16 protein-coding genes are annotated in these 21,658 nt (G+C 63.9%); 9 read left to right on the top strand and 7 right to left on the bottom strand.

The features are described from left to right. Nucleotides 1-3 precede the first annotated feature (3 nt). Nucleotides 4-5,643, bottom strand: a complete 5,640-nt coding sequence (locus AB1281_RS08985) for an IPT/TIG domain-containing protein (protein ID WP_430345638.1) — start codon at nt 5,641-5,643, stop codon at nt 4-6. Nucleotides 5,644-5,861: 218 nt separating this feature from the next. Between AB1281_RS08985 and AB1281_RS08980 the strand changes: the two genes are divergently transcribed. Next, complete coding sequence (locus AB1281_RS08980) at nt 5,862-6,836, top strand: cytochrome-c peroxidase (RefSeq protein WP_430345637.1); 975 nt, start codon at nt 5,862-5,864, stop codon at nt 6,834-6,836. Here AB1281_RS08980 and AB1281_RS08975 read toward each other — a convergent pair. Next, nucleotides 6,833-7,246, bottom strand: coding sequence for a hypothetical protein (locus AB1281_RS08975; RefSeq protein ID WP_430345636.1), 414 nt, complete (start codon nt 7,244-7,246; stop codon nt 6,833-6,835). The two genes, AB1281_RS08980 and AB1281_RS08975, sit on opposite strands and share 4 nt — an antisense overlap. A gap of 689 nt (nt 7,247-7,935) precedes the next feature. On the opposite strand from AB1281_RS08975, the gene AB1281_RS08970 reads away from it, so the two are divergent. Continuing rightward, entirely contained in the window at nt 7,936-8,772 is an 837-nt protein-coding gene (locus tag AB1281_RS08970) for a hypothetical protein (protein WP_430345635.1), read from the top strand. Here the strand turns inward: AB1281_RS08970 and AB1281_RS08965 are convergent. Next, a complete protein-coding gene (locus tag AB1281_RS08965; protein ID WP_430345634.1) occupies nt 8,704-9,183 on the bottom strand; it encodes an N-acetyltransferase family protein in 480 nt (159 codons plus the stop codon). The genes AB1281_RS08970 and AB1281_RS08965 overlap by 69 nt on opposite strands. Nucleotides 9,184-9,316: 133 nt before the next feature. Here AB1281_RS08965 and AB1281_RS08960 point away from each other — a divergent pair, with 133 nt between their 5' ends. Further along, nucleotides 9,317-11,512, top strand: a complete 2,196-nt coding sequence (locus tag AB1281_RS08960; RefSeq protein ID WP_430345633.1) for a hypothetical protein — start codon at nt 9,317-9,319, stop codon at nt 11,510-11,512. A gap of 71 nt (nt 11,513-11,583) precedes the next feature. Further along, nucleotides 11,584-12,069 (top strand): TspO/MBR family protein, encoded by a 486-nt coding sequence (locus AB1281_RS08955; protein ID WP_430345632.1) that lies wholly within the window; start codon nt 11,584-11,586, stop codon nt 12,067-12,069. Nucleotides 12,070-12,085: 16 nt separating this feature from the next. Here the strand turns inward: AB1281_RS08955 and AB1281_RS08950 are convergent, their stop codons facing one another. Then, the gene (locus AB1281_RS08950) at nt 12,086-12,379 is read right to left on the bottom strand and encodes a hypothetical protein (RefSeq protein ID WP_430345631.1); all 294 of its coding nucleotides are present in this window, start codon (nt 12,377-12,379) and stop codon (nt 12,086-12,088) included. 251 nt (nt 12,380-12,630) lie between these two features. Here AB1281_RS08950 and AB1281_RS08945 point away from each other — a divergent pair, with 251 nt between their 5' ends. The 3 genes from AB1281_RS08945 to AB1281_RS08935 are packed head-to-tail and all read left to right on the top strand — an operon-like array spanning nt 12,631 to nt 17,724. Then, the gene (locus tag AB1281_RS08945) at nt 12,631-14,868 is read left to right on the top strand and encodes an ATP-binding protein (RefSeq protein WP_430345630.1); all 2,238 of its coding nucleotides are present in this window, start codon (nt 12,631-12,633) and stop codon (nt 14,866-14,868) included. Beyond that, entirely contained in the window at nt 14,865-15,332 is a 468-nt protein-coding gene (locus AB1281_RS08940) for a response regulator (protein WP_049445287.1), read from the top strand. The genes AB1281_RS08945 and AB1281_RS08940 overlap by 4 nt, the downstream gene beginning before the upstream one ends. Further along, complete coding sequence (locus AB1281_RS08935; RefSeq protein ID WP_430345629.1) at nt 15,325-17,724, top strand: response regulator; 2,400 nt, start codon at nt 15,325-15,327, stop codon at nt 17,722-17,724. The genes AB1281_RS08940 and AB1281_RS08935 overlap by 8 nt, the downstream gene beginning before the upstream one ends. A 2-nt stretch (nt 17,725-17,726) precedes the next feature. On the opposite strand, the gene AB1281_RS08930 is transcribed toward AB1281_RS08935, so the two are convergent. Genes AB1281_RS08930 through AB1281_RS08920 form a run of 3 tightly spaced genes read right to left on the bottom strand, consistent with a single transcriptional unit; the run spans nt 17,727 to nt 19,724 of the window. After that, nucleotides 17,727-18,416 carry an oxidoreductase gene (locus AB1281_RS08930; RefSeq protein WP_430345628.1) on the bottom strand — a complete coding sequence of 230 codons (690 nt, stop codon included), beginning with the start codon at nt 18,414-18,416 and terminating at the stop codon, nt 17,727-17,729. Between the two features lie 13 nt (nt 18,417-18,429). Next, entirely contained in the window at nt 18,430-19,104 is a 675-nt protein-coding gene (locus tag AB1281_RS08925) for a ChrR family anti-sigma-E factor (protein WP_430345627.1), read from the bottom strand. Beyond that, the gene (locus tag AB1281_RS08920) at nt 19,101-19,724 is read right to left on the bottom strand and encodes a sigma-70 family RNA polymerase sigma factor (RefSeq protein ID WP_430345626.1); all 624 of its coding nucleotides are present in this window, start codon (nt 19,722-19,724) and stop codon (nt 19,101-19,103) included. Before AB1281_RS08920 ends, AB1281_RS08925 begins: the two co-directional genes overlap by 4 nt. Before the next feature lie 133 nt (nt 19,725-19,857). On the opposite strand from AB1281_RS08920, the gene AB1281_RS08915 reads away from it, so the two are divergent. Together AB1281_RS08915 and AB1281_RS08910 are read left to right on the top strand one after the other, a co-directional pair. Next, nucleotides 19,858-20,625, top strand: a complete 768-nt coding sequence (locus AB1281_RS08915; RefSeq protein ID WP_430345625.1) for a hypothetical protein — start codon at nt 19,858-19,860, stop codon at nt 20,623-20,625. An 81-nt stretch (nt 20,626-20,706) separates the two neighbouring features. Further along, complete coding sequence (locus tag AB1281_RS08910) at nt 20,707-21,657, top strand: acyl-CoA desaturase (protein ID WP_430345624.1); 951 nt, start codon at nt 20,707-20,709, stop codon at nt 21,655-21,657. Nucleotide 21,658 lies beyond the last annotated feature (1 nt).

Genomic DNA, 21,658 nt, shown 5'->3' with positions numbered 1-21,658 from the left:
CGCTCAGGGCAAGTTCGAGACGGACACGGTCGCGTTGGCCGACCTTCCAAGATCGGGATCCACCAGGATCCAGTACGTTCCCGTCTCCGGCAACGTAAGGTTCAGGCTTGAGGCCGTCGTCGGCCCCGTCGTTCCTATCGAATATCCGCGGCGCCGATCACTGGGCTTGAAGACCTGATAGACAACGCGACCTCCGGCGGGTTGCGTGACCTGCCCTGCCACCTGCAACGTGACCTTTTCGCCCTGCGCACCCGCAAAGGTCAGCAGGCCATCTTGACCTCGACGCGACAACGCAAGTGGAGCACCAACGCCGCGTTGCAGGGCGATCCCAACGTTGGACGACAACGTTGCACTGAACTGCATCGTCTGTCCTGGCGCCACTGTCTGGACCAGGATGCTGTAGTCCCCGGCCACGGTGTTGTAGAAGTCGATGTCGCAGCCCCCGTCGCTGACATAGCAGTACGACGTGTCAGCAATGCTGGCGCCACTGGGTGAGTATGCGTACACCCGGACGTGGTTCCCTTCGTTGAGGGTCAGGCCACTGATGGCGAACCCGAGGTGCCCCCCCGCCGTTGCCTGGAATCTGAAATGCGCCGACTGGCCCTGTTGGCTCGAGGCAAACTGGGTGTCCGGGCCATCCACAACCAGCGGGTTCGATCCACCAGTGGACAAGGTAACCTGCCCATTGGTAGTGGCACCGTTGTCTGGATCTGCCCAGACCCAGTACGTTCCAGACTCTGGCAGAACCAGATTGATCGACCCTCCCGATGTCGGCGTAATTACGCCGACCTCGTAGGTGCGACGCCGATCACTGGGCTTGTAGATCCGGTATCGAACCGTCTTCGCCGATGGCGTGGTGGATTGCCCGGCAACAAGCAGGGCTACCGACTCCCCTGCACTGCCGGTGAAGGTCATTACTGCATCCTTGCCACGACGATCCAATTGCAGATTCAGTGGCACGTCCCGAGCGAGTGCAGGGCTGACGCTGCTGCTCAACCCTGCCTTGAACTGCATGGTCTGTCCTGGCTCCGTCGCCGAAACGATGACGCTATATGCTCCGGCGGTGGGGTTGTAGATATCAATGTCGCAGCCGCCATCAGCGACGTAGCAGTAAGAGATATCGCCCACACTGTCGCCATTGGGGGCGTATGCGTAGATGCGCACATGGTTGTTGCTACTGACCGCCAAGTCGCTGATCCCGAAGCCCAGGTGCTGACCAGCCGTCACATTGAAGCGGAAATGGGCTGACTGTCCGGGATAAGCCGAAATGAACTGAGCCACTGCTCCATCGCGCTCCATACCACTGACCGTTCCGGTGGAGAGCGTCACGTGCGAACGGGATGTTGCACCCTTGACTGGATCAGCCCAGATCCAATACGTACCCGTCTCCGGCAGTACCATATTGATCGAACCACCGGTCTGCGGACTGACCGAATGGATGTAGTAGCCGCTCCGCCGATCGCTCGGCTTGTAGACCCGATAGATCACCTGACGATCTCCGGGCAACGTCGTCTGCCCGACCACCTGGAAGGCCAGGCTCTCCCCCTGCGTACCGCTGAATGTGATCAGGCCATCCTGACCGCGACGCGCCAGATCGAGTACGGCAGGAACGTCGCGTTCCAGTGCAATACTCCTGCTGGACGAAAGCGTTGCATTGAACTGCATTGCTTGGTCGCTGTGCTCCGGAACGATCATGACACTGTAAGTGCCCGTGGTCGGGTTGTAGATGTCGATGTCGCACCCTCCATCGGCAACATAGCAGTACGAGTCATCCTGGATGCTGCTGCCATTGGGTGCGTAGGCGTAGATCCGAACTTGCGTCCCACTGCTTACAACGAGATCGCTCAGGCCGAAGCCAAGATGTTGGCCAGCGACGGCATTGAATCTGAAGTAGGCTGTCTGACCGGGAAGGATGGTTTCCACAGGCACTGATCCGCCGCTATGGGACAGGCCACTAGTGGTGCCCGAGGAGAGGGTGACTTGTGCGCTGGCGGTTGCGCCATTGTCAGGGTCGGCCCATACCCAGTACGTGCCGGTCTCTGGCAGCGACATGTTCAACGAACCGCCGGTAAGTGGCGTGATCGAGCCGAAGAAATATCCGGACCTTCGATCACTCGGTTTGTAAATGCGGTAGCGCACGCTGTTGCCAGCGGGTGCGGTTGCCTGGCCAGCCACCTGCAGTGCCACGGTCTCACCCTGAGTGCCATTGAAGGTGAGCACCCCGTCCTGGCCGCGACGTGAAAGCGTCATCTGGCTTGGGCTGTCACGAATCAGCTCAGCCGGTGCACTGCTGGACAGCGTCGCGGTAAATTGCATGCGCTGCCCTGACACGGACGGAACCAGCACCACGCTATAGGTCCCTGAAACCGGATTGAAGATGTCGATGTCACAGCCGCCCCGCTCTACATAGCAGTACGAATCGTCCTGGAAGCTGTCCCCGTTGGGTGCATAGGCGTATATTCGGACATGCGTGCCATCAGAAACCGCTAGGTCACTGACGGCAAAGCCAAGGTGCTGGCCCGCCGCCGCAGTGAAGCTGTAATGCGCAGATTGCGCGGGTTGATCTGCAACAAATGCCGCCGCCGCACCATCCAGAACCATGCCACTGGTGGTGCCGGTGGACAGTGTGATCCTGGCACTCGCAGCCGCTCCAAACTCAGGATCTGCGTATACCCAGTACTCGCCGCTCTCGGGCAGGCGAATGTTCACTGCCCCGCCCGTCTCAGGGAGGATACTGGCGATGTGATAACTCACCCTTCGGTCGCTGGGCTTATAGACCCGATAAGCAACCGTCCTGGCTGCAGGTACGGTGGATTGGCCCGAGATCTGGAAGGCCACGGTCTCGCCAGCCATGCCGCTGAACGCCAACAAGGCATCCTGGCCACGCCGATCCAGGCTCAGATTGAATGGCACATCCCGCGAAAGCGTGGAGCGCAGCGCTGACGAAAGCGTAGCCCGGAACTTCATCGTCTGAGTCGTACCCACTGGGCGCATGACGATGCTGTAGGTCCCACTCACAGGGTTGTAGAGTTGTACGTCGCAACCTCCATTGTTCACATAGCAATATGTTTCGTTGCCCACACTGGCGCCACTTGGCGTGTAGGCATATATCCGGACGTGCGTGCCATTGTTGACGCTCAGATGACTGACGCCAAAGCCCAGGTGCTTTCCTGCCACCGCATTGATGGTGAAGGACACATCCTTGCCTGCAGCGCTTTGATATTCCCCTATGCTGCCGTCCTGCTCCATTTCACCCAGAACGCCCGCTTCCAGGGTCAGCATTGACGTCGTAGTTGCACCGTGTTCCGGGTCAACAAAGACCTGATACGTGCCCGCGACATTGGTGTCTATCAACAGGGTTTTCTCGCCCGCAGCGTAGCCGGAGGCAATGGTCGTGCCATCCGGACGAAGCGCCCGGAAGTACACGCCTGCTCCCATTGGTACTGTGGTCTGCGCTGCGATCTTGAGAGCAATCACTTCGCTGGCCGATGCTGGAAAGACCAGGCGTGCATTCTGGCCGTGGCGGGGCAAGACCAGAGCAGTTGGTGCGCCACGGGTCATGTTCACCACAAGATCGCGGGACACCGTTGCGTTGAACGTCATGGTCTGGGTTGAATCAAGCGGCACGACTTCCACACCATGAACGCCCGCTTCCAGCGACGACAGGTTGAGATCGCAACCGGCATTCACCAGGTGACAGGTCGTGTTGGCCAACAGGACACCATTGGGGCGATACACGTTCACAACCACGCCGCTGCCGTTCGCGATGATCAGGCTGCTGATGCCAAGGCCCAGAGAATCCCCTTGGGATGCGTTGATCTGGAAATATGCAGCTTCCCCTGCCCGCGAAAGTGCATGAGTTGAAGTGGCGCCATCAATGACGGGACTTCCCTCGCCGGCACTCAACAGTACCTCCGTTGCAACTGTTTCCCCGTATCCAGCATCGATCACGACGTCATAGGTGCCGGTGGCTGGAAGGGCCAGGTTCATTACCATTCCACTTGCTACGGCGAGGGACTTCCAGAGGGTTCCATCTGGATGGTGAACCCGGTAGTAGACATTGCGACCTGCGGGCAGGGTCGTCTGACCAGCAACCAAGAGTCCAAGCACCTCACCTGCCGTTCCGGTGAAGCTCAGCCTTGCATTCTGCCCAGGGCGCAAAAGGGAAATGGGCAACGGCGTGGCGCGCGCCAAAGTGTGCTGCGAGTCAGTGGACAACGCTGCCTGGAATGCCAACAGGCGAGTGCCTGACGCTGCAGGTGCTATCAGAATTGCGTGTCTGCCCGTACTCAGGGCCGAGAGATTGAGGCTGCATCCGTTGTTGGCCTGCGTGCACTGCTGGAATCCAGCCTGCCCTCCATCAGGCCCCTGCACAGTCACTGTTGCCGAACCCCACGCTGGAGGACCGGTCTTCTCCGCCAAACCCAGCCCCAACGGCACTCCCTTGCGAGCGTCGAACACCAGTCGACGACTCTGTGCTGCAACGCTCGTACTTACTTCCTGCAGCGCGCCATCAACATCCAGGACGACGGACCGCTCCAGCTGCAGCTTCCATGCCAGTGGCCCCGCCTTGGGAGTCAGCACCAACAGGTGAGTGCCAGCAGACTTCAATGCAGGCATGTGGAAACTTGGCGAATTGGCCGAGACTGTGCCTGAGGCCAGGCGTTTGTTGCCGACTCCATAGAGAGCAAAGTTGAGCTCGCTGGCCAGTGCGGAAAATTGGGCGCTTATGTAGTCTCCGCCCTGCGCATCGAACAGGATGGCAACGCCTTGACCGGCTGCAGTCGTCGAAAGATCGTTGAGTTGGCCATCGACAGCCAGTCGTTTCACAGCGCCAATCGTCGACTCGTCGATTCCCGGCGGTACAACGAGTACGTCGTCCGTACTCACTGCGCTTCCATACGGAGTGGTGACCCGGATTCTGCCGCTGCTCGCGCCACTTGGAAGCAGGGCCTGAAGTGCGGTGTTGCTAGCCTGTTCCAGGGACAGTGGGGCCATGCCGAGGCGCGCACTGGTCTGCCCGGCGAGCGGGAGCAATGACTGCCCGCTGATGGTCAGCGCGGCCCCGACTGTGGTGATGTTAGGGCTGACTGCGGTGATGAGCGGGGCGCGAGGTTGTGCATCAACGACGAATGGCACGTCACTGCTTGCCGTCTGCGCACCCACGGTGACGGTCAGCACGCCAGTGGTGGCCGCCGAGGGAACGGTGACTGTCAGGCTGCCTCCACTGGCGGCGATGACGCTGGCAGGCACTCCATTGAAGTGAACGGTGTTCTGCGCCGGTGCAGCGCTGAATCCCCGTCCTTTCAGCGTGACCCGGTCTCCTGCGCCGCCGTGACGTGGCGCGAAATCAAATATGGCGAGCGCGCCAGATGCCAGGCGTTCAACCCGCTTGATGTTACCCAGCGTGTCGTAATGATAACGCGCCGTGTCGCCGGCGCTATTGGTCACTGCGATAAGGCGACCGTTGGCGTCGTACACGTAGTCGGCAGCCAAAGTCGATTCGCTTCCCAGCAGCAGGGCAACGAAGCCAACAATGCGCAGCCCGATACGGCGCACAGCACTGTGTCCAACGCTGCGCGCTCCGAGAAGCGCATAGAGCCAGCTAGCACGTCGTGAAACGCGGTATTGCGGAACGTCCATATCCCTTGGTCCCGTCTGCTAGTGCACATGTTGTTCAACAACAGCACGTGAGCCCGCTTGCGTGGCCCGGCATGCCTTCCATTGGCAGTTCCACAGCTTTAATAGTAGTTGCATAATTTCCAAGGGCGTGTCAAGTAACGACATTAAGGGCGATGGAGCGCACGGCGTTGAGTGGAATACTTCAAAACATTCTTGTGACATCCGTCATATTTTTCACCATGAGCGGACTTACGGGATGCGGGCTCTCCCCGCCCAGCTCCGACACCAACGGGGACGCGACCTCAATCGCCTTGGGGCGGGAGCTGTTCTTCGATCAAAGCTTGAGTGCCGATGGAACCATCAGCTGTGCGAACTGCCACGTTCCCTCGAAGTCATTCACAGATGGCCAGGGTGTTTCAATCGGCGTCCGTGGCGTGCCTGGCACACGAAACGCCCCAGACCTCTCTGATGCAACTGCCTACTCCACGTTGTTCTGGGACGGCCGGGAAAGCGAACTCAAGGTGGTGGCACTGCAGGCATTCACTAATCCCAGGGAGATGGGATTGCCTGACGAAGCCGCGTTGCTCAAACAGATCAACACCCAGGAGCGCTACGCGCGCTTTGCGAAGGGTCGCCCTCTGGATCAATCAGACATCGCCGGGGGCCTTACGCAGTACTTGCGATCTTTGCCACGGCAACCGACACGCTACGACCGCAGCATCGGTGAACCTTCACTTCTAAGCATGGATGAGCGCGCTGGTCTTGCACTGTTTGCTGGCAAGGCAGCCTGTACGGAATGCCACCTGCTTGCTGGAGATCCGGTCGCGTTGACCGATCAAAGGTTCCATCACGCCGGCGTTGGGTTTGAGCAGATCGCCGGGGACGTAACTGCATTGCTGGGGCGGCTGGAACAGTCCACGCGCACGGGGCAACCCTTGGGCGAACTTGTGCTGTCCGAGCGGGAGATTGCGGAGCTTGGTCGCTTTGCAGTGACTCGGAGACCGCCTGATCTCGGTGCGTTCCGCACTCCCAGTCTGCGTAACGTCGCACGCACAGCGCCGTACATGCATGACGGGAGCGTGGCAACCCTCGACAAGGCGGTGGAGCGTGAAATCTACTACCGCAGCCTGGGGCGAGGCCGCGCCGTGAACCTGACGGTTACTGAGCAGGCGCAACTGACCGCCTTCCTGCGCGCCCTGTCCACCGAGAATTAGTGGGCAGGCGCGGGCTCGTTGATATCAATGTCACGCGTGGTCAGCAAAGTGTCGCCGACACTGACTTCGAGAAGATACCGACCCGGCTCCCACTCCCGCGCGCCCGTTGGAGCAAGTGTCAATCTAGCTTCCTTGGTGGTGACAACCTCGGATGCAGAGGACGCTACCTGGCCTGTGGCCAGGTTGATGAAACGCGCCTGGAGTTGGCCGGCGCTCTCCGGCGGCACTGCATTCAGCACGACATCGACGGTCAGATTGTCCTGCACGGTGAAGGGTCGTGTGCGTACCGAGCCGTGCGCATCCCCGCTATCAATCGCCAGGGACTGCAGCGAAATGGGGCTGATCGCCGCCAGTTCCTGTGATGCCCCCCCCTTTCCGCAGGCGGCTGCCGCTGACAGCACGAAGAGCATCACGGGGAGAGTCCTTGCCTTCATAAGCACCACGCCTTTCCATGACTGAGCTGGCTGCAGTATGGCACCGCAAGCAGGTCATGCGCGAGTTAAGTTCCGCACACCGCCTCCCGGCCCACGTCGGTTCTAACCGAAACGGCCGGCCGCTAGTCCGCGCCTCCTTGGCCGCAGCGCCAGCCATTATCGATGGTAAGCCGACGAATCTTCTACCGCACCATCAGCAGCTGCTCTGGAGGGGCCCTCATATGGAACTGCTTGAGCGTGAATGGCACAGGATCCCCGAGCGTTACCGGTCACCCACACCAACTGCGATCTTGAACTGGGGAGACAACCCAGAACTGGATGTGTCACTTGCATAGCGCGCAACAAGGCTAGAGCCATTCCGACTGAGGAGTTACCTGACCCTTCATTGGCATTGCCCCAACTTGAGAGCCCTGCATTGGCAATTCACCAAAGTCACAACCCAGGGTTGTTCAATGTCCGCCTTGCTCACAGTGATCCGTGTGCCATCTTGGCGCATTTCGAGGACCCCGTCCTTACAAATCAACAAGTTGAAATTCTTCAAACTCCGAGCGTGCAACAGCTTGGTGTCTACGCGACGCGCTCCGAGAAGCATCTCCATAGGACAACCTTCAGCGTCATCCCTTACTGTCGATATCGAAGTAAACCTCCTTCGTCTGCCAACAGACATGACAGATCAGCAACACGATGAGCAATACCTTGCCGAAATCGTGGGAATTCTCAACGAGCTGACAAGCGAGAAGCCGCTCTCTTTGCCCAACGCAACAACCACGTGGCCATACCTCTTAGAGCGCAGCCTGCTGATCGCATATGTCGGCGTGCTCGTGATCACTGCCGTCTCTGCGGTAGTGACTGCAGCTACCTCGTTGCAGGAGCCGGCGGAGCCCTTCCTTCAAGGTGGTTTCTATACAGGATTCGTACTCGTTGTCGCGTACGTCCTAGCCTCACTCGTCAATGCGGTTATCGCCCATCGAAGAACGCGCAAGGATCCGACTCCTGCAATGCTCCGGAGAATGCGCCGCGACACGATTCAAGATTGGAAGCAGATCCAGTTGCTTCGGTCCTTTCCACGGCATCTTGTCGAATACGCACTGACACAGTACAAGTGGCATTGGGAGATGCTTGAGCAACGGGTTGGCCTCTTCTCAGGTGATCTCCGCCGGCTGGGCTTGGCTCCCGCATTAGCGGCCAGCGCTGTGGCTGCGGCCAATCTCATTAGGCAGCAAGGGGGGGTGTTGCTATGGGCGCCGATAGCGATGGCCTGTTGTTTCTACATCGTCGCTACTGTGCTGCTAGCGTCCCGCGAAAGGCCGAGACAGGTCGTCGAGCTACTTTCATTCTTGATCAGGAGCTGGGAGTCGCTCACCCCAGCTCCAGTGGCACAGCTCGCTCCTGAGCACCCTGATCTACCTCTTGCATTAGCTGCGGCCGAGCAGCTACAAAAACCGGTGCATCACATACACATCAACCAATCCGAGCTTTTGATGCCGGAACGCCGCCGGTAGCGTCCCGACCACAGCGAAGCCCAGCTTCCGGTACAGCTCAACCGCTGGCGCATTGGTGCTGACCACGTAATTGAACTGCATGGCCAGGAAACCCTTCGATCTGGCCCGGACCAGGCTGTCTTCCATCAGCGCCCGCCCGATGCCACGCCCTTGCGTCAGCGGATCGACCACGTAGGTGGCGCTGGCCACATGCGCCCCCAGGTCCGGGTAGTTGGCGCCCATCTTGTACATTCCGACCACGCGCCCTTCCAGAACGGCCACAAAGGCCGCCTGCACTCCGAACCAGTGGCTCCGAAAGGTGCCGGCCTCGAAGGTGCCGGCGAACGGGAGCGAATCCTCCATCGCAATGGCCGCCTTGAAAATCGCCCACATGGCGTCGAAGTCACCGGCGGTGGCAGCTCGGATATCCATGCGATTCCTCACGGATCGGCGTAGTGGGCAAGGCGGACACTAGCAGAATCCAGCAAGCATCCCCTACCCGCTTCACGCGCCACCGCCATCGGTTCGGCAATAGTTGAGTGAATTCCGGCCCTTAGAGCAGTACATGCCCCCTACTTCCGCGCGCATCCCGCACCGGCTCCGCCGATGGCGCGTCGCTGGCTACATCCTGCTGGGCGTGTACGTTCTCTACCTGCTGGCCGGCAACATCTTCCTCAACACCCCGCTGTTCGACCAGGTCACCAACCGCAAGCCGCACAAGTTCGTGATGACCACCGGCCCGGCCATCACGCTGCTGCCGGGCCACGTCATTGCCTGGAACGTACATATGCGCGGCCACGTCAACCACACCGTCTACGTACTGCACGCCGAGCGTGCCAGCGCCCGCCTGGCAGTCCTGCCCCTGTTTAGCCGCGAAGTGCGGGTTCCCCGATTGCAGGCCACTGGCGTGTCGGCCGAGATCAGTCGCGTTGAGGACGCCATTCCGTCGCCCCCGCGCAGCGACCAGGGCTGGACCCTGCGTTTCGACGCCATCCACAGCGACAGCATTCGCAGTGCCCGGCTCGGCAAGCTGCTGATCATCGGCAAGGGCCGGGGCACGGTTGGGTTCCTCAAGCAGCTGCGCGGCGGTCCGTCCGAACTGTTCGATTCCGAGGTCTCGTTCAGCAAGGCGGACACCAGCTATGACGGCGTGCAGCTGCTTGGCGACATGGATCTGACCGCGCGCTTCAGCTATCCGCGCCACTATCGCGACCAGGCGCCCGGCCTGGCCAAGTTGAAGCTGCTGCATGCGCAACTGGAGGTGGATGCGCGCAGCCAGGGCCTGCGCATGGATACGGATGCGCAGACGCCGCGCATCTCCAGCTCGCCAGTGCCCGGCCGCCTGCAACTGGCAGTTCACATGATCGACGGCCAGCTGCAACCCCGTGACCACGCGCTCTGGCAGGTGCCGCTCTTCCTCGGCGATGGCGCGCCCAATCGCGGCGTGCTGGCCCTGCAGCTCAATGTGGCCAACGACCTGCGCCTGCAGGCCCGCCTGCCGCCACGCCCGGATTCGGCCGCCGGCATCGATGCCGACCTGCTCATCACCGGGCGCGAGATTCCGTTCCAGCACCCTGCCCAGCTGCTGGAACGCAGCTCCGGTACCGTGCGTGGCGAATGGGCCTTCACCTCGCTCAACTGGATCCCTGCCCTGTTCGTGCGCAAACCATGGCTGCAGCTGGATGGCGGCGGCACGCTGAAGGCCGATCTGCGCCTGCGCAATGGCGAACTGATCGAAGGCAGCACCGTGGACATTCCCTCCGCTGCGGCGGTGGCCGAAGTGGCCGGCGTGCGTCTGGCCGGTACCGCCAGCGCGCATGGCGAGCTGAAGGCCGGCAGCCCCAACCAGGCACAGCTGGCGATCCGGTTGCCTCGCTTCACCGCGCGCCCCAGCGATGCGAAGGATGTGCGGCTGTTCGACGGGCGTGACCTGGCCGTGGACCTCACCGGCGATGGCCGCCTGCAGGAACTGCGCAAGGGCGTTCGTGCGCGGTTGCGCTTCAGCCAAGCGACCATCCCGGACCTGGCCGCCTACAACCGCTACCTTGGCTCCCAACAGGTGCGCCTGCTGCGCGGCACCGGCAGCCTCAGCGGCGACGCCACGCTCGACACCGATGGCCGCGTCGGCCACGGCACCGCGCGGCTGCTGGGCCGCAATGCCAGCGCCAAGGTAGCGGGCCTGGACATGGGCGGCGATGTCGACGTGAACGCGACGCTTCGCCGCGGCGACTTCAACGAGCGCCATTTCGATCTGTCCGGCACCACCGTGGAGCTGCGCAATGTGCAGGTGGCGGGCACCGATTCCAGCAGCGCGTGGAAAGGCCGTGCTGTGTTCAAGCGGGGCCGCATCGACGCGCAGTCCCCGTTCCAGGTGGACGCTATCACCGATCTGACCCTGAGCGACGCACGTCCTTTGTTGGCCGTGTTCGCCAAGCGCACCGACTATCCGCGCTGGACGCTGTCACTGCTCGACTCCGGCCAGGTCGATGCACAGGCCACGTTGCGCTGGCGCCCAGGCCATCTGCTGATCGACGGCCTGCGGGCCGAGAATGATCGCCTGACGGTACGTGCGCGGCTGGATCTGCTGGAGCAGCGCAAGCGTGGCGATCTCTACCTGCGCTGGGGGCTGCTGGGTGCCGGCATCGAGCTTGATGGCGACCAGCGCCAGTGGCATCTGGCCAAGGCGCGGGAATGGTTCGATCAACGCCCTTCGCTGTTGCCGGCTGGCGAAAGTGGAAGCGCCGCGGGTTCCTCGGACTGATCACCCCGGGCTGCATCCATTTGCCGCTTCCGTTCGTATGAGCGTGTAAACGCAGGACGGAGCGGCACGGAATGAAGCGGCGTGCACAGGTTGCGGGTCTTCTGGGATGGGGCGTGGTCACTTTTGCGGCGGCGGCAGTCGGCGCGTGGGCATCGACATCCGCCGCCAGCTTCTACGCCACCCTCGCCCTGCCCGCGTGGGCACCGCCTGCCAGCGTGTTTGGCCCGGTGTGGAGCCTGCTCTACGCAATAATGGCCATTGCGGCTTGGCTGGTCTGGCGCGAACGCGGCTGGCGCAACGCGCAACCGGCCCTGGTGCTCTATCTGGTGCAGCTGGCCGTCAATGCCCTCTGGAGCTGGCTGTTCTTCGGCTGGAAGCTGGGCGCGCTGGCCTTCGTCGACATTCTTGTATTGATCACCCTGGTCTGCGCAACGATCGTTGCCTTCGCCCGCCTCCATCGCGGGGCGGCGGTGATGCTGCTGCCTTACCTGGCCTGGATATCGTTCGCCTCGGCGCTGAACTTCGCGGTGTGGCGCGCCAATCCCGGGTTGCTGTGACCCAGTATCAGTGCTCTCAGGCCTGTGCGACGCGCTGCGGCTGCCATGCACGCAGCAACGCTGGCTTGAACGCCTGCTGGCCACAACCCGTGGGGCATCGCACCACGCGCGCGGCAGTGTGGCTGACCAACCCTTGCCCTTCCTCGGCCTTGAACACCGTTTCGCAGCTCATGCACCGCGCAACCAGCGAGTACAGGTGGAGCAGGCGCCCACTGGCCGGATCCTGCAGGGCATCCACATCCAGCAGTTCAAACTGGCAGCTGTCGGCAAGCACGCGGTATGGCGTTGAAGGGAAGATCTGCAGGTTCACGGACGGGGTCACTCAGGAATGTGCGTTCACCCTAGGCAAGTCGGTGTCGAGCGCGCGTGCAGCGCGCATGTACCTTTCGCGAAACATGCAAGTGCTGTTGGAATGTTCAGATGAAGAATTCAGGTTTGAATGAAACGTTCTTCACGCGCACGTGCTGGTAGGCGAATGCACGATTTTGCTTCACCATCCATGCATACCGGATGCAACGCTGGGCCATTCCAGCCATCCACGAATCATGAGTCCCGCCCTTGATGCCTTCTGCCGAGTCCACGCACGACACCGCCCAGTCCCGTTGTGCGCGCGAACCGATCCACACGCCCGGTGCCATCCAGCCATACGGCGTGCTTCTGGTAGTGGAGCCACAGTCACTGCGGGTGCGTGAGCGCGCCATCAGCCAGCCGGGGTTGCTGCAGCAGTTCGGCGAACCCTTGATGCAGCATGTCAGCGAAGTACTGGGCGGCGTGCTGGCACCCTTCCAGGCGCTGTTCCAGCAGGCCACGGTGGGCAGCAGCGCCCATGTCGGCGCTGTGCACCTGGATGGCCACGGCCGGCATCAGCTGCTGGTGCATCGCTCCGCCAGCGATCTGCTGATCGAGCTGGAGGCACCGGTTCCCGGCCAGCCAGGTTCGCTGGAAGAACTGTATCCGTCGATCCGCGAACTGATGACCGGCATCGAATCGGCTACCACCGTGGAAGATCTGTGCCAGCTGGCGGCCGCGCACATGCGCCGGCTGACCGGCTTCGACCGCACTCTGGTCTACCAGTTCGATGCCGGCTGGAACGGCATCGTGGTCGCCGAGGATGGCAACGGCCTGTTGCCGTCCTACCTGGACCTGCGCTTCCCCGAGTCGGACATTCCGGCCCAGGCCCGCGAGCTGTATCGGCGCAACCGGGTGCGACTGATCGCGGACAACAACTACACCCCTGCCCCACTGAAGCGCAGCGAGGAACACCGCGACGCGCCGGCCACCGACCTGAGCCTGGCCGTGCTGCGCAGCGTTTCGCCCGTGCACCTCCAGTACATGCGCAACATGGGCACCGGCGCGTCGATGTCGGTCTCGCTGGTGCACGAGGGCCAGCTGTGGGGCCTGGTGTCCTGCCACACGGTGCAGCCGCGCCGCCTGCCCTATCACGTGCGCACTGCCTGCGAATTCATGGGCCAGATCCTCTCGCTGCAGATCGCGCTGAAGGAGCGTGCACGCGCCTTCGAAGAGCGCGTGGCGCGCCGCTCGGTGCTGGTAAAGCTGCTGGCACGCATGGCCGGCGACGAGGATTTCATGGCTGCGCTGCGCCACGATGAAGCCAGCCTGCTGTCGCTGACCGGCGCGGCAGGCGCCGCCATCGTGCACAAGGGTGACTGCATGCGTGTGGGCCAGTGCCCGCCCGCAACCGACGTGCTGGCCCTGGCCGATTGGCTGGCCGCACAGCAGGCCGGGCAGGAGACGTACTGCAGTGACCACCTGGCGGCCGACTGGGCGCCCGGCGCGCGCCTGTCCGACGTGGCCAGCGGCGTACTGGCGGTGTCCATTTCGCAGCTGCATGACAGCTACCTGATGTGGTTCCGCCCCGAAGTGGTGCGTACCGTGCGCTGGGGCGGCGATCCACGCAAGACCGCGGCTCCCGGCGTGGCACTGTCGCCGCGCAGCTCCTTCGAGGCCTGGAAGGAAACCGTTCAGCAGCGCAGCCTGCCGTGGAACGACGCCGACCGCGATGCCGCCCACGAGATGCGCACCGCCATCGTCGACATCGTGCTGCGCAAGGCCGAGGAAATGGCCGAGCTCAACGAGCAGCTGGTCCGCAGCAACAAGGAACTCGAAGCGTTTTCCTATTCGGTCAGCCACGACCTGCGTGCGCCCTTCCGCCACATCGTCGGTTACTCGGAGCTACTGGGCAGCTCGGCCGGCGAACGCCTCAACGATACCGAGCGCCGCTTCCTGGATACCATCGTGGAGTCGGCCAAATCTGCCGGAACGCTGGTGGACGACCTGCTGAGCTTCTCGCAGATGGGCCGTTCCACGCTTGGCCGGGTACGGCTGGACATGGCTGCTCTGGCCGAAGATGTGCGCCGCAGCCTGGCGCTGGACTACGCAGGGCGCGACGTGCAGTGGACACTGGCACCGCTGCCGGAGGTGCAGGCCGACCCGACAATGATGCGCCTGGTCTGGCAGAACCTGCTGGCCAACGCCGTCAAGTTCACCCGTGAACGCGAGCAGGCAGCGATCGAGATCGGCCATGAGCGCCTTGAGGAGGAGGACCACTTCTTCGTGCGCGACAACGGCTGCGGTTTCGACATGCGCTACGTGGACAAGCTGTTCGGCGTGTTCCAGCGCCTGCACCATGTCGAGGAATTCGAAGGCACGGGCATCGGCCTGGCCAATGTCCGCCGCATCGTCGGTCGCCATGGCGGCCGCACCTGGGCCGAGGGCGAACCCGGCAAGGGCGCCACGATCCACTTCACCCTACCCCGTTCCACAGGAGATCACCCATGAGGGACCTGCGGCCGATCCTCCTGGTAGAGGACAGCCCCAAGGATGCAGAGCTGACGCTGGCGGCGCTGTCGCGTTGCCAGCTGCTGAACGATGTCATCCATGTACGCGACGGCGCCGAAGCGCTGGACTACCTGCGCTGCGAAGGCAAATTCGCCGGCGCCAACCACGGTGGTCCGGTGGTGGTGCTGCTGGACCTGAAGCTGCCCAAGGTGAACGGCCTGGAGGTGCTGGAGCAGGTCCGTGGCGATTCGAACCTGAGCAGCACGCCGGTGGTGATGCTGACCTCCTCCCGCGAAGAGCAGGATCTGGTGCGCAGTTACGAACTGGGCGTCAACGCATTCGTGGTCAAGCCGGTGGACTTCAAGGAGTTCTTCGACGCCATCCAGGGCCTGGGGATGTTCTGGGGCATCACCAACCAGCCGCCGCCGCATCGCCCCAACGGCTCGGGGCAGCACGATGCGTGATGGATCGCGCCGCAGCGAGCGCCTGCGCATCCTCATGCTGGAGGACAGTGCGCTTGATGCGGAGCTGATCACCGCACAACTGCAACGGGCCGGCCTCGACTTCGAGGCCGAGCGCCTGTGGACCCGCAATGCCTTCATCGAGGCGATCGAGAATCGCGCCTTCGATGTCATCCTGGCCGATCATGTGCTGCCGGGATTCGATGGCGACGCCGCGCTGGCGCTGGCCCGAGAGCGCATCCCGCAGACGCCCTTCATCTTTGTCTCCGGCACGCTTACCGAGGAGCTGGCGGTACAGGCCCTGACCCGCGGCGCGCGCGATTACGTGGTCAAGCAGCGCCTGCAACGCCTGCCGGATGCGATCCGCCGCGCCCGCCAGGAGGCGCACGAGCGCACCCAGCTGGCCCACGCCCAAGCCGCCCTGAATGACAGCCAGGCCCAGCTGCAGCAGGTGACCGATGCCGTCCCGGCACTGATCGCCCAGCTCGACAGGGAGCATCGCTACCGCTTCGCCAACAAGGCCTTCCTCGACTGGCACGGCGTCAGCCTGGCCGAACTGCTGGGCCGTACGGCGCGCGATGTCAGTGGCATTTCCGCCTTCGAACATGCCCTGCCCAGCATCGAACGGGTGCTGCAGGGTGAGCGCACCCGCTTCCAGGTGGAACTGGCCCACCGCAGTGGCGAGTCACGATTCGTGCAGATGGACTGCGTGCCGGAGCGAGGCGCCGACGGCGCCGTGGTCGGGTACATCTGCCTGGGCAGCGACGTCTCCGGGCTGAAGCAGGCCGAGCTCGCCCTGCGCGAAGACAACCAGCTGCTCGAGCAACAGGTGCAGGCGCGTACTGCCGAGCTTCGGGCCAGCAAGCGACGCTTGCAGGCCATCTTCGAATCCAGCTTCCAGCACCAGGTGCTGCTGGACCAGGGCGGCCGCGTGGTCGACGCCAATATCGCCTCGTTGGCCGCCGTACTGGCCGACAAGCCCGATGTGGTGGGTCAGCGCTATGGGCAATCGCTGTGGTTCGCCACCAGCGGCGACGTCGGCACCCTGGTGGACCAGGCCGTTGCCGCTGCCGCGAAGGGGCACAGCTCGCTGCATGCACTGGATCTGGAGTTGCCCACCGGCCGTCGCAGCTACGATTTTTCGTTCCGTCCGCTATTGGATGCCGAAGGCGCGGTGACGGCGGTGGTGTCGGAGGCCGTGGAAACCACTGCCCGCCTGCAGGCCGAGCATGCACTGCGCCAGTCACAGAAGATTGAAGCGGTGGGCCAGCTCACCGGCGGCATCGCCCACGATTTCAACAATATCCTGACGGTGATTTCCGGCAACGTCGAACACGCCATGCTGCTCAGCGAGCGTGCCGGCGAGCCGGGCGCCATGGTCAGCCGTGCGTTGGACAACGCCCTCAAGGGCGTGGGCCGTGCCGCCAGCCTGACCCAGCGCCTGCTGGCATTTGCCCGGCGCCAGCCGCTGCACAGCCAGGCCGCCAATCTCAACGATCGCCTGCTGGACATGCATGACATGCTGCAGCGTGCGTTGGGCGAGCTGGTGCAGCTGGAAATCCGCGCCGCTGCGGACGTCTGGTGCGTCGAGATCGACGTCAGCCAGCTGGAGGCTTCGGTGCTCAACCTGGCCGTCAACGCCCGCGATGCCATGCCCCACGGCGGCCGGCTGGTGATCGAGGTCGACAACAGTCATCTCGACCACGATTACGCTGCCCTGTTCCCCGATGCAGCGCCTGGCGAATACGTGATGCTGCGGGTCCGCGACAACGGCCACGGCATGGACGCGGCCACCCTCGCGCGCGTGTTCGAGCCCTTCTTCACCACCAAGCAGGTCGGCCGCGGCACCGGCCTGGGCCTGTCGATGGTGCACGGCTTCGTCAAGCAGTCCGGCGGCCATGTGCTGATCGATTCAATGGAAGGTGGCGGCACCAGCATCACCATGATGTTCCCACGTTCCGCGCTGGCCCTGCCCTGCGCGGCAAGCGCGCCTCAGACAGGCCTGGCAGGCTACTCGCCGCGCGAGGAAACCATCCTGGTGGCCGAGGACAACGATGATGTGCGTGCGCACACCGTTGATGCCCTGCGCCTGCTCGGCTATCGCGTGCTGGAAGCGCACGACGGCCCTTCCGCGCTGCGGCTGCTGGAACGTCCGGACACCCGGGTGGACCTGCTGTTCTCGGACGTGGTGATGCCCGGTATGTCGGGCTGGGAGCTGGTGCGTGAAGTGCGGGAACGCTGGCCGGAAGTCGCCGTGCTGTTCACTTCGGGCTATCCACGCGACCACGACCAGGTGGGCAGCCAGGGCCGGGCGGCCGCGCTGCTGCCCAAGCCGTTCACCCGTAGCGACCTGGCCCAGGCAGTGCGCACCGCACTGGAAGGTGCCTCGCACTGAGGTCAGGCAACCGGGTCGCTCACGTCCACCGCGATCCGGTTGATGTCCGCGCACTCCACCGTGGCCGGCGGATGCTCCCTTGCGGCCAGTGCAATCATCGCCTGGCCCAGGGCCAGGTTGCTGGTCATCAACGATGGCGCAATCGCGCCGGCCAGCTTCATCAACGGTGCGCCACCCCAGTACAAGGGCTTCAACAGGGGGTGACGGGTACCGGTTCCCTCGACAGGCCGAACGCCACCAGGACGCAGCATCACCGTGCGTACCGGCAGTTCCTGCAGTGCCCGCTCGGTCTCGCCCTTCACCCGCATTGGCATTACCCGGCTTCGCGCATCCGCGCCGGCGCCGGACACATACAGGAAGTACCCCTGCGGATTCGCGGTGGCCCAGGCGCGGGCGACGGCCAGAGTGGTGTCCAGCGTCACCCGCCGGTACTCGGCCTCGGCCGTGCCCACTGGCGGAGCGCCGGCACAGTAGAAGCAGGCGTCGAACCCCAACAGATCATCCTGCCGTTCCTGGATGCGCAGAAAGTCAGGCACGATCAATTCGCTGCCGCTGCCTTTGAGACTGCCCGGGTGCCGGACCAGTGCGGTCAGATCGGCGACCCTGGGCGAGCGCTGGCAGGCCAGGGCTACACCCTGCCCCACCAGCCCCGCAGCACCGGTCAGCAGAACCCGTAGCGCGCCCGTTGCCATTGCCGCACTCATCCTAGAGCTTCACGAAACGCTGGATCTTCCGCGCCAACCAGCCACTGAACACCAGTGGCGCATCCAGCGCCGACACGCAGATGCACGGCACGCCCGGCGCCGTCACCGGTTGATGCTCCACTTCCTCATCCAGGTCCGCCACGTCGCCCGGCGCAAACAGCCCCAGCGCATCGTTGTAGGAGCCGCGCAGGATCTGGGTCAGTTCGCTGCGGCCATGGCTGTGCATGGGCAGGCATTTGCCCGGGGCGATCTTCAGCATGATCAGCGAAGGCATCTGCTCGGCACGGATGCAGTGCACGCCCGGCGCCATCCAGCGCCAGCGCAGCCCACTGAGTGAAGCACCAAAGTAAGGGTGCAGCGAGGCAGGCAGATGGTCCGGATTGGCCTCGGGCCGCTCCTTCGGTACAGGCCGCACGGTTTCCGCCATGGCGATCGGCGTTTCCGAGGCCAGCTGCATCAGCATGGCCTCACGCAACTGCTCACGCCGCAGATCGGCCGTGGCTGGCTGCGTCTGCTCCAGCAGTGCGGAGCCGATCGCCTCGGCCTCGCGCAGGCGCTGCCGGCAATGCGGGCACTGCTCCAGGTGGGCGCCGGCCACGATGCTCAACGGCGCCGGCAGCGCGCCGGCGGCATAGCTCATCAAGGTGGATTCATGCAGGTGGTGATGCGGATTCACAGCGCACCTCCCACTTTCGACTGCAGCTGCAGAAACGCACGCCGCAGGTGTGATTTGACCGTCCCCAGCGGCATGCCGAGTGCCTCGGCGATCTCGCTGTGGCTCTTGGCTTCGAAATAGGACATGCGCACCAGTCGCGCCTGCACCGCGGGCAGCTCGTTGATGCGCTGGCGAAGACGTGCCTGGTCAGCGAACTGCTCGGCGCTGCTGCGTTCGATCACATCCACCGTCGCAGCGTCCTCCACTGCCGCCTGCACCTGCATCCAGCTGCGTTCGCGCCGTATGCGATCGATATGCAGGTTGCGAGCGATGCGGTACAGCCAGGTACTCAGCGCCCCCTGTGCTGGATCGAAGTCGGCGGCCCGCAGCCATAGCCGCAGCAGGCTCTCCTGCGCCAGTTCCTCGGCCACCGCGTCAGGCACGCCCAGGCCGCGCAGGTACACGCACAGCCGCGGCATGAAGTAGTCGTAGATCCGCATGAAACAGTCGCGGTCACGAAGCCGCGCCACGCCATCCATGTCACCGGCCCAGTTCGTCGGCTCGTTGCTCGGCTGCTGGGCGCTGGACACGATGCGTACGCTATCGAAGTTGAGGAGATGGCTGGCGGCGTCAGGGTACATCGGCGTTCGCGGCGGGCGGGTGAAGGTCTGTCCTCTGTACGCGCGGGGGCAGCAATTGGATGCAGGCAACGCAACGCATCCAACCACCCCCTCCCACCGTATCACCAGAGCCCTTCCCCTCCGGATGAACGCCATGCGCATTGCCTGGCTGCTGCTGTGCCTGCCCCATGCCGCGCTGGCGGCGCCCTGGCTGCGAAGCGAGGGCGTTGCGACCTCCCGCCAAGGCGCCGTCCTTTACCGTGAGGTGCACTGGCGGCGCGAGGCAGCGGAGGGCGCCGAGCGATGGGTGTTGTACCAATGCCCGGACGGCCAGCCATTCGCCCGCAAGCATCTGCCGGCAAGCACCCGGCCACAGGCACGGGGTTACTCGCTCGAGGACCGTCGCAGCGGCCAGAAGGCCGAGGTGGAGGCCGCCGGCGATTCGGTGTCGATCTCCTGGCAGGAAGATGGCACAAGCCCGCTGCGGCAGGGCCAGCTTGCGTTGCCGACGGATGCGGTGATCGATGCGGGATTCGACGCAGCGGTGCGCCTGCACTGGCCGGCGCTGCTGCGGGGCGAGCGCATTACGCTGCCGTTCCTCGTGCCGGCACGCCAGCGCTACTTCCCGGTGCAGGTGCGGCGCACCGGCCCCGTTCGTTGGCAGGGCATCGACGCCCAGGCAATCGAGGTCAGCCTTGACACCTGGTACGGCGGCATCGCGCCGCGCCTGGCCTTGGTCTACGCCACCGCAGACCGCCGCCTGCTGGAGTTCCGCGGCACCAGCAACCTGCGCGATGCACGCGACAGCTACCCGCAGGTGACGGTGCGCTTCCGCTCGCCACCAGCCGAGCGACCGGCAAGCGACTGGCAACAGGCGTGGGCGCAACCCCTGCTTGAGCGCTGCGTCGTGACGCCCAGGTGAAGTGGAAATTTACTGCGCCGTGGCGCATCCATTGCGCATCCTGCTGCGTACAGGACATCACGACACCCGCCGAGATCCGCCATGGCCTCTGTAGCGCCCCTCCCCCGTCGACGCTGGCGCCTGCTGCGCACGCTGCAGCGCTGGTTCGATACCGGCAACGCAGCAGACGCCACTGGCGAGCGGCCGGGACGGATCGATTGGGTGCGCGCCGTGCCATTCGCGCTGATGCACCTGGCCTGCATCGCGGTGCTGTGGGTGGGTATCTCGTGGACAGCGGTGATCGTCGCCGCAGCGCTCTATGCGGTGCGCATGTTCGCCATCACCGCGTTCTACCACCGCTACTTCTCGCACCGCACCTTCCAGGCATCGCGGCCGGTGCAGTTCGTGTTCGCGGTGATCGGCGCCTCCAGCGTGCAGCGCGGGCCGCTGTGGTGGGCTGCCCACCATCGCCACCATCACCGTCACGCCGACCAGCCGCTGGACCCGCACTCCCCCCGTGAAGGCGGCTTCTGGCGCAGCCACATGGGCTGGTTCCTGACCCGCGAGGCCTTTGCCACCGATCTGTCGCGGGTACCGGACCTGGCGCGCTTCCCCGAACTGCGCTGGCTGGACCGTTTCGATACGGCCGTGCCGGTACTGCTGGCCGCAGCGCTGTATGCAGTGGGCGCCGGGCTGGAGCGCTGGGCACCGGGCCTGCACACCTCCGGCCCACAGCTGCTGGTGTGGGGCTTCTTCATCTCCACCATCGTGCTGTTCCATGCCACGGTCACCATCAATTCGCTGGCCCATCGCTTCGGCCGCCGCCGCTTCGAGACCCGCGATGACAGCCGCAACAACCTCTGGCTGGCGCTGATCACCTTCGGCGAAGGCTGGCACAACAACCACCACTTCTTCCCGGGCACCGTCCGCCAGGGCTTCCGCTGGTGGGAAGTGGACCTGACCTGGTATGGACTGCGCGCGATGGCGGCGCTCGGGCTGGTCAAAGGGCTCAAGCCGATTCCCGAGTGGGTGCTGGCCAAGGCGAGGTACTGAC

Origin of the sequence: Stenotrophomonas sp. NRRL B-14846, from assembly GCF_050473585.1 — a bacterium.
GTDB lineage: Bacteria > Pseudomonadota > Gammaproteobacteria > Xanthomonadales > Xanthomonadaceae > Stenotrophomonas.
Note: the sequence above shows the minus strand (reverse complement) of the source record. Positions and strands in the feature narration are given on the sequence as shown.

Coding starts and splice junctions, on each gene's coding strand:
- AB1281_RS08985 (WP_430345638.1), bottom strand. CDS start 5,643: ATGGACGTTCCGCAATACCGCGTTTCACGACGTGCTAGCTGGCTCTAT.
- AB1281_RS08980 (WP_430345637.1), top strand. CDS start 5,862: ATGAGCGGACTTACGGGATGCGGGCTCTCCCCGCCCAGCTCCGACACC.
- AB1281_RS08975 (WP_430345636.1), bottom strand. CDS start 7,246: ATGCTCTTCGTGCTGTCAGCGGCAGCCGCCTGCGGAAAGGGGGGGGCA.
- AB1281_RS08970 (WP_430345635.1), top strand. CDS start 7,936: ATGACAGATCAGCAACACGATGAGCAATACCTTGCCGAAATCGTGGGA.
- AB1281_RS08965 (WP_430345634.1), bottom strand. CDS start 9,183: ATGGATATCCGAGCTGCCACCGCCGGTGACTTCGACGCCATGTGGGCG.
- AB1281_RS08960 (WP_430345633.1), top strand. CDS start 9,317: ATGCCCCCTACTTCCGCGCGCATCCCGCACCGGCTCCGCCGATGGCGC.
- AB1281_RS08955 (WP_430345632.1), top strand. CDS start 11,584: ATGAAGCGGCGTGCACAGGTTGCGGGTCTTCTGGGATGGGGCGTGGTC.
- AB1281_RS08945 (WP_430345630.1), top strand. CDS start 12,631: ATGCCTTCTGCCGAGTCCACGCACGACACCGCCCAGTCCCGTTGTGCG.
- AB1281_RS08940 (WP_049445287.1), top strand. CDS start 14,865: ATGAGGGACCTGCGGCCGATCCTCCTGGTAGAGGACAGCCCCAAGGAT.
- AB1281_RS08935 (WP_430345629.1), top strand. CDS start 15,325: ATGCGTGATGGATCGCGCCGCAGCGAGCGCCTGCGCATCCTCATGCTG.
- AB1281_RS08930 (WP_430345628.1), bottom strand. CDS start 18,416: ATGGCAACGGGCGCGCTACGGGTTCTGCTGACCGGTGCTGCGGGGCTG.
- AB1281_RS08920 (WP_430345626.1), bottom strand. CDS start 19,724: ATGTACCCTGACGCCGCCAGCCATCTCCTCAACTTCGATAGCGTACGC.
- AB1281_RS08915 (WP_430345625.1), top strand. CDS start 19,858: ATGCGCATTGCCTGGCTGCTGCTGTGCCTGCCCCATGCCGCGCTGGCG.
- AB1281_RS08910 (WP_430345624.1), top strand. CDS start 20,707: ATGGCCTCTGTAGCGCCCCTCCCCCGTCGACGCTGGCGCCTGCTGCGC.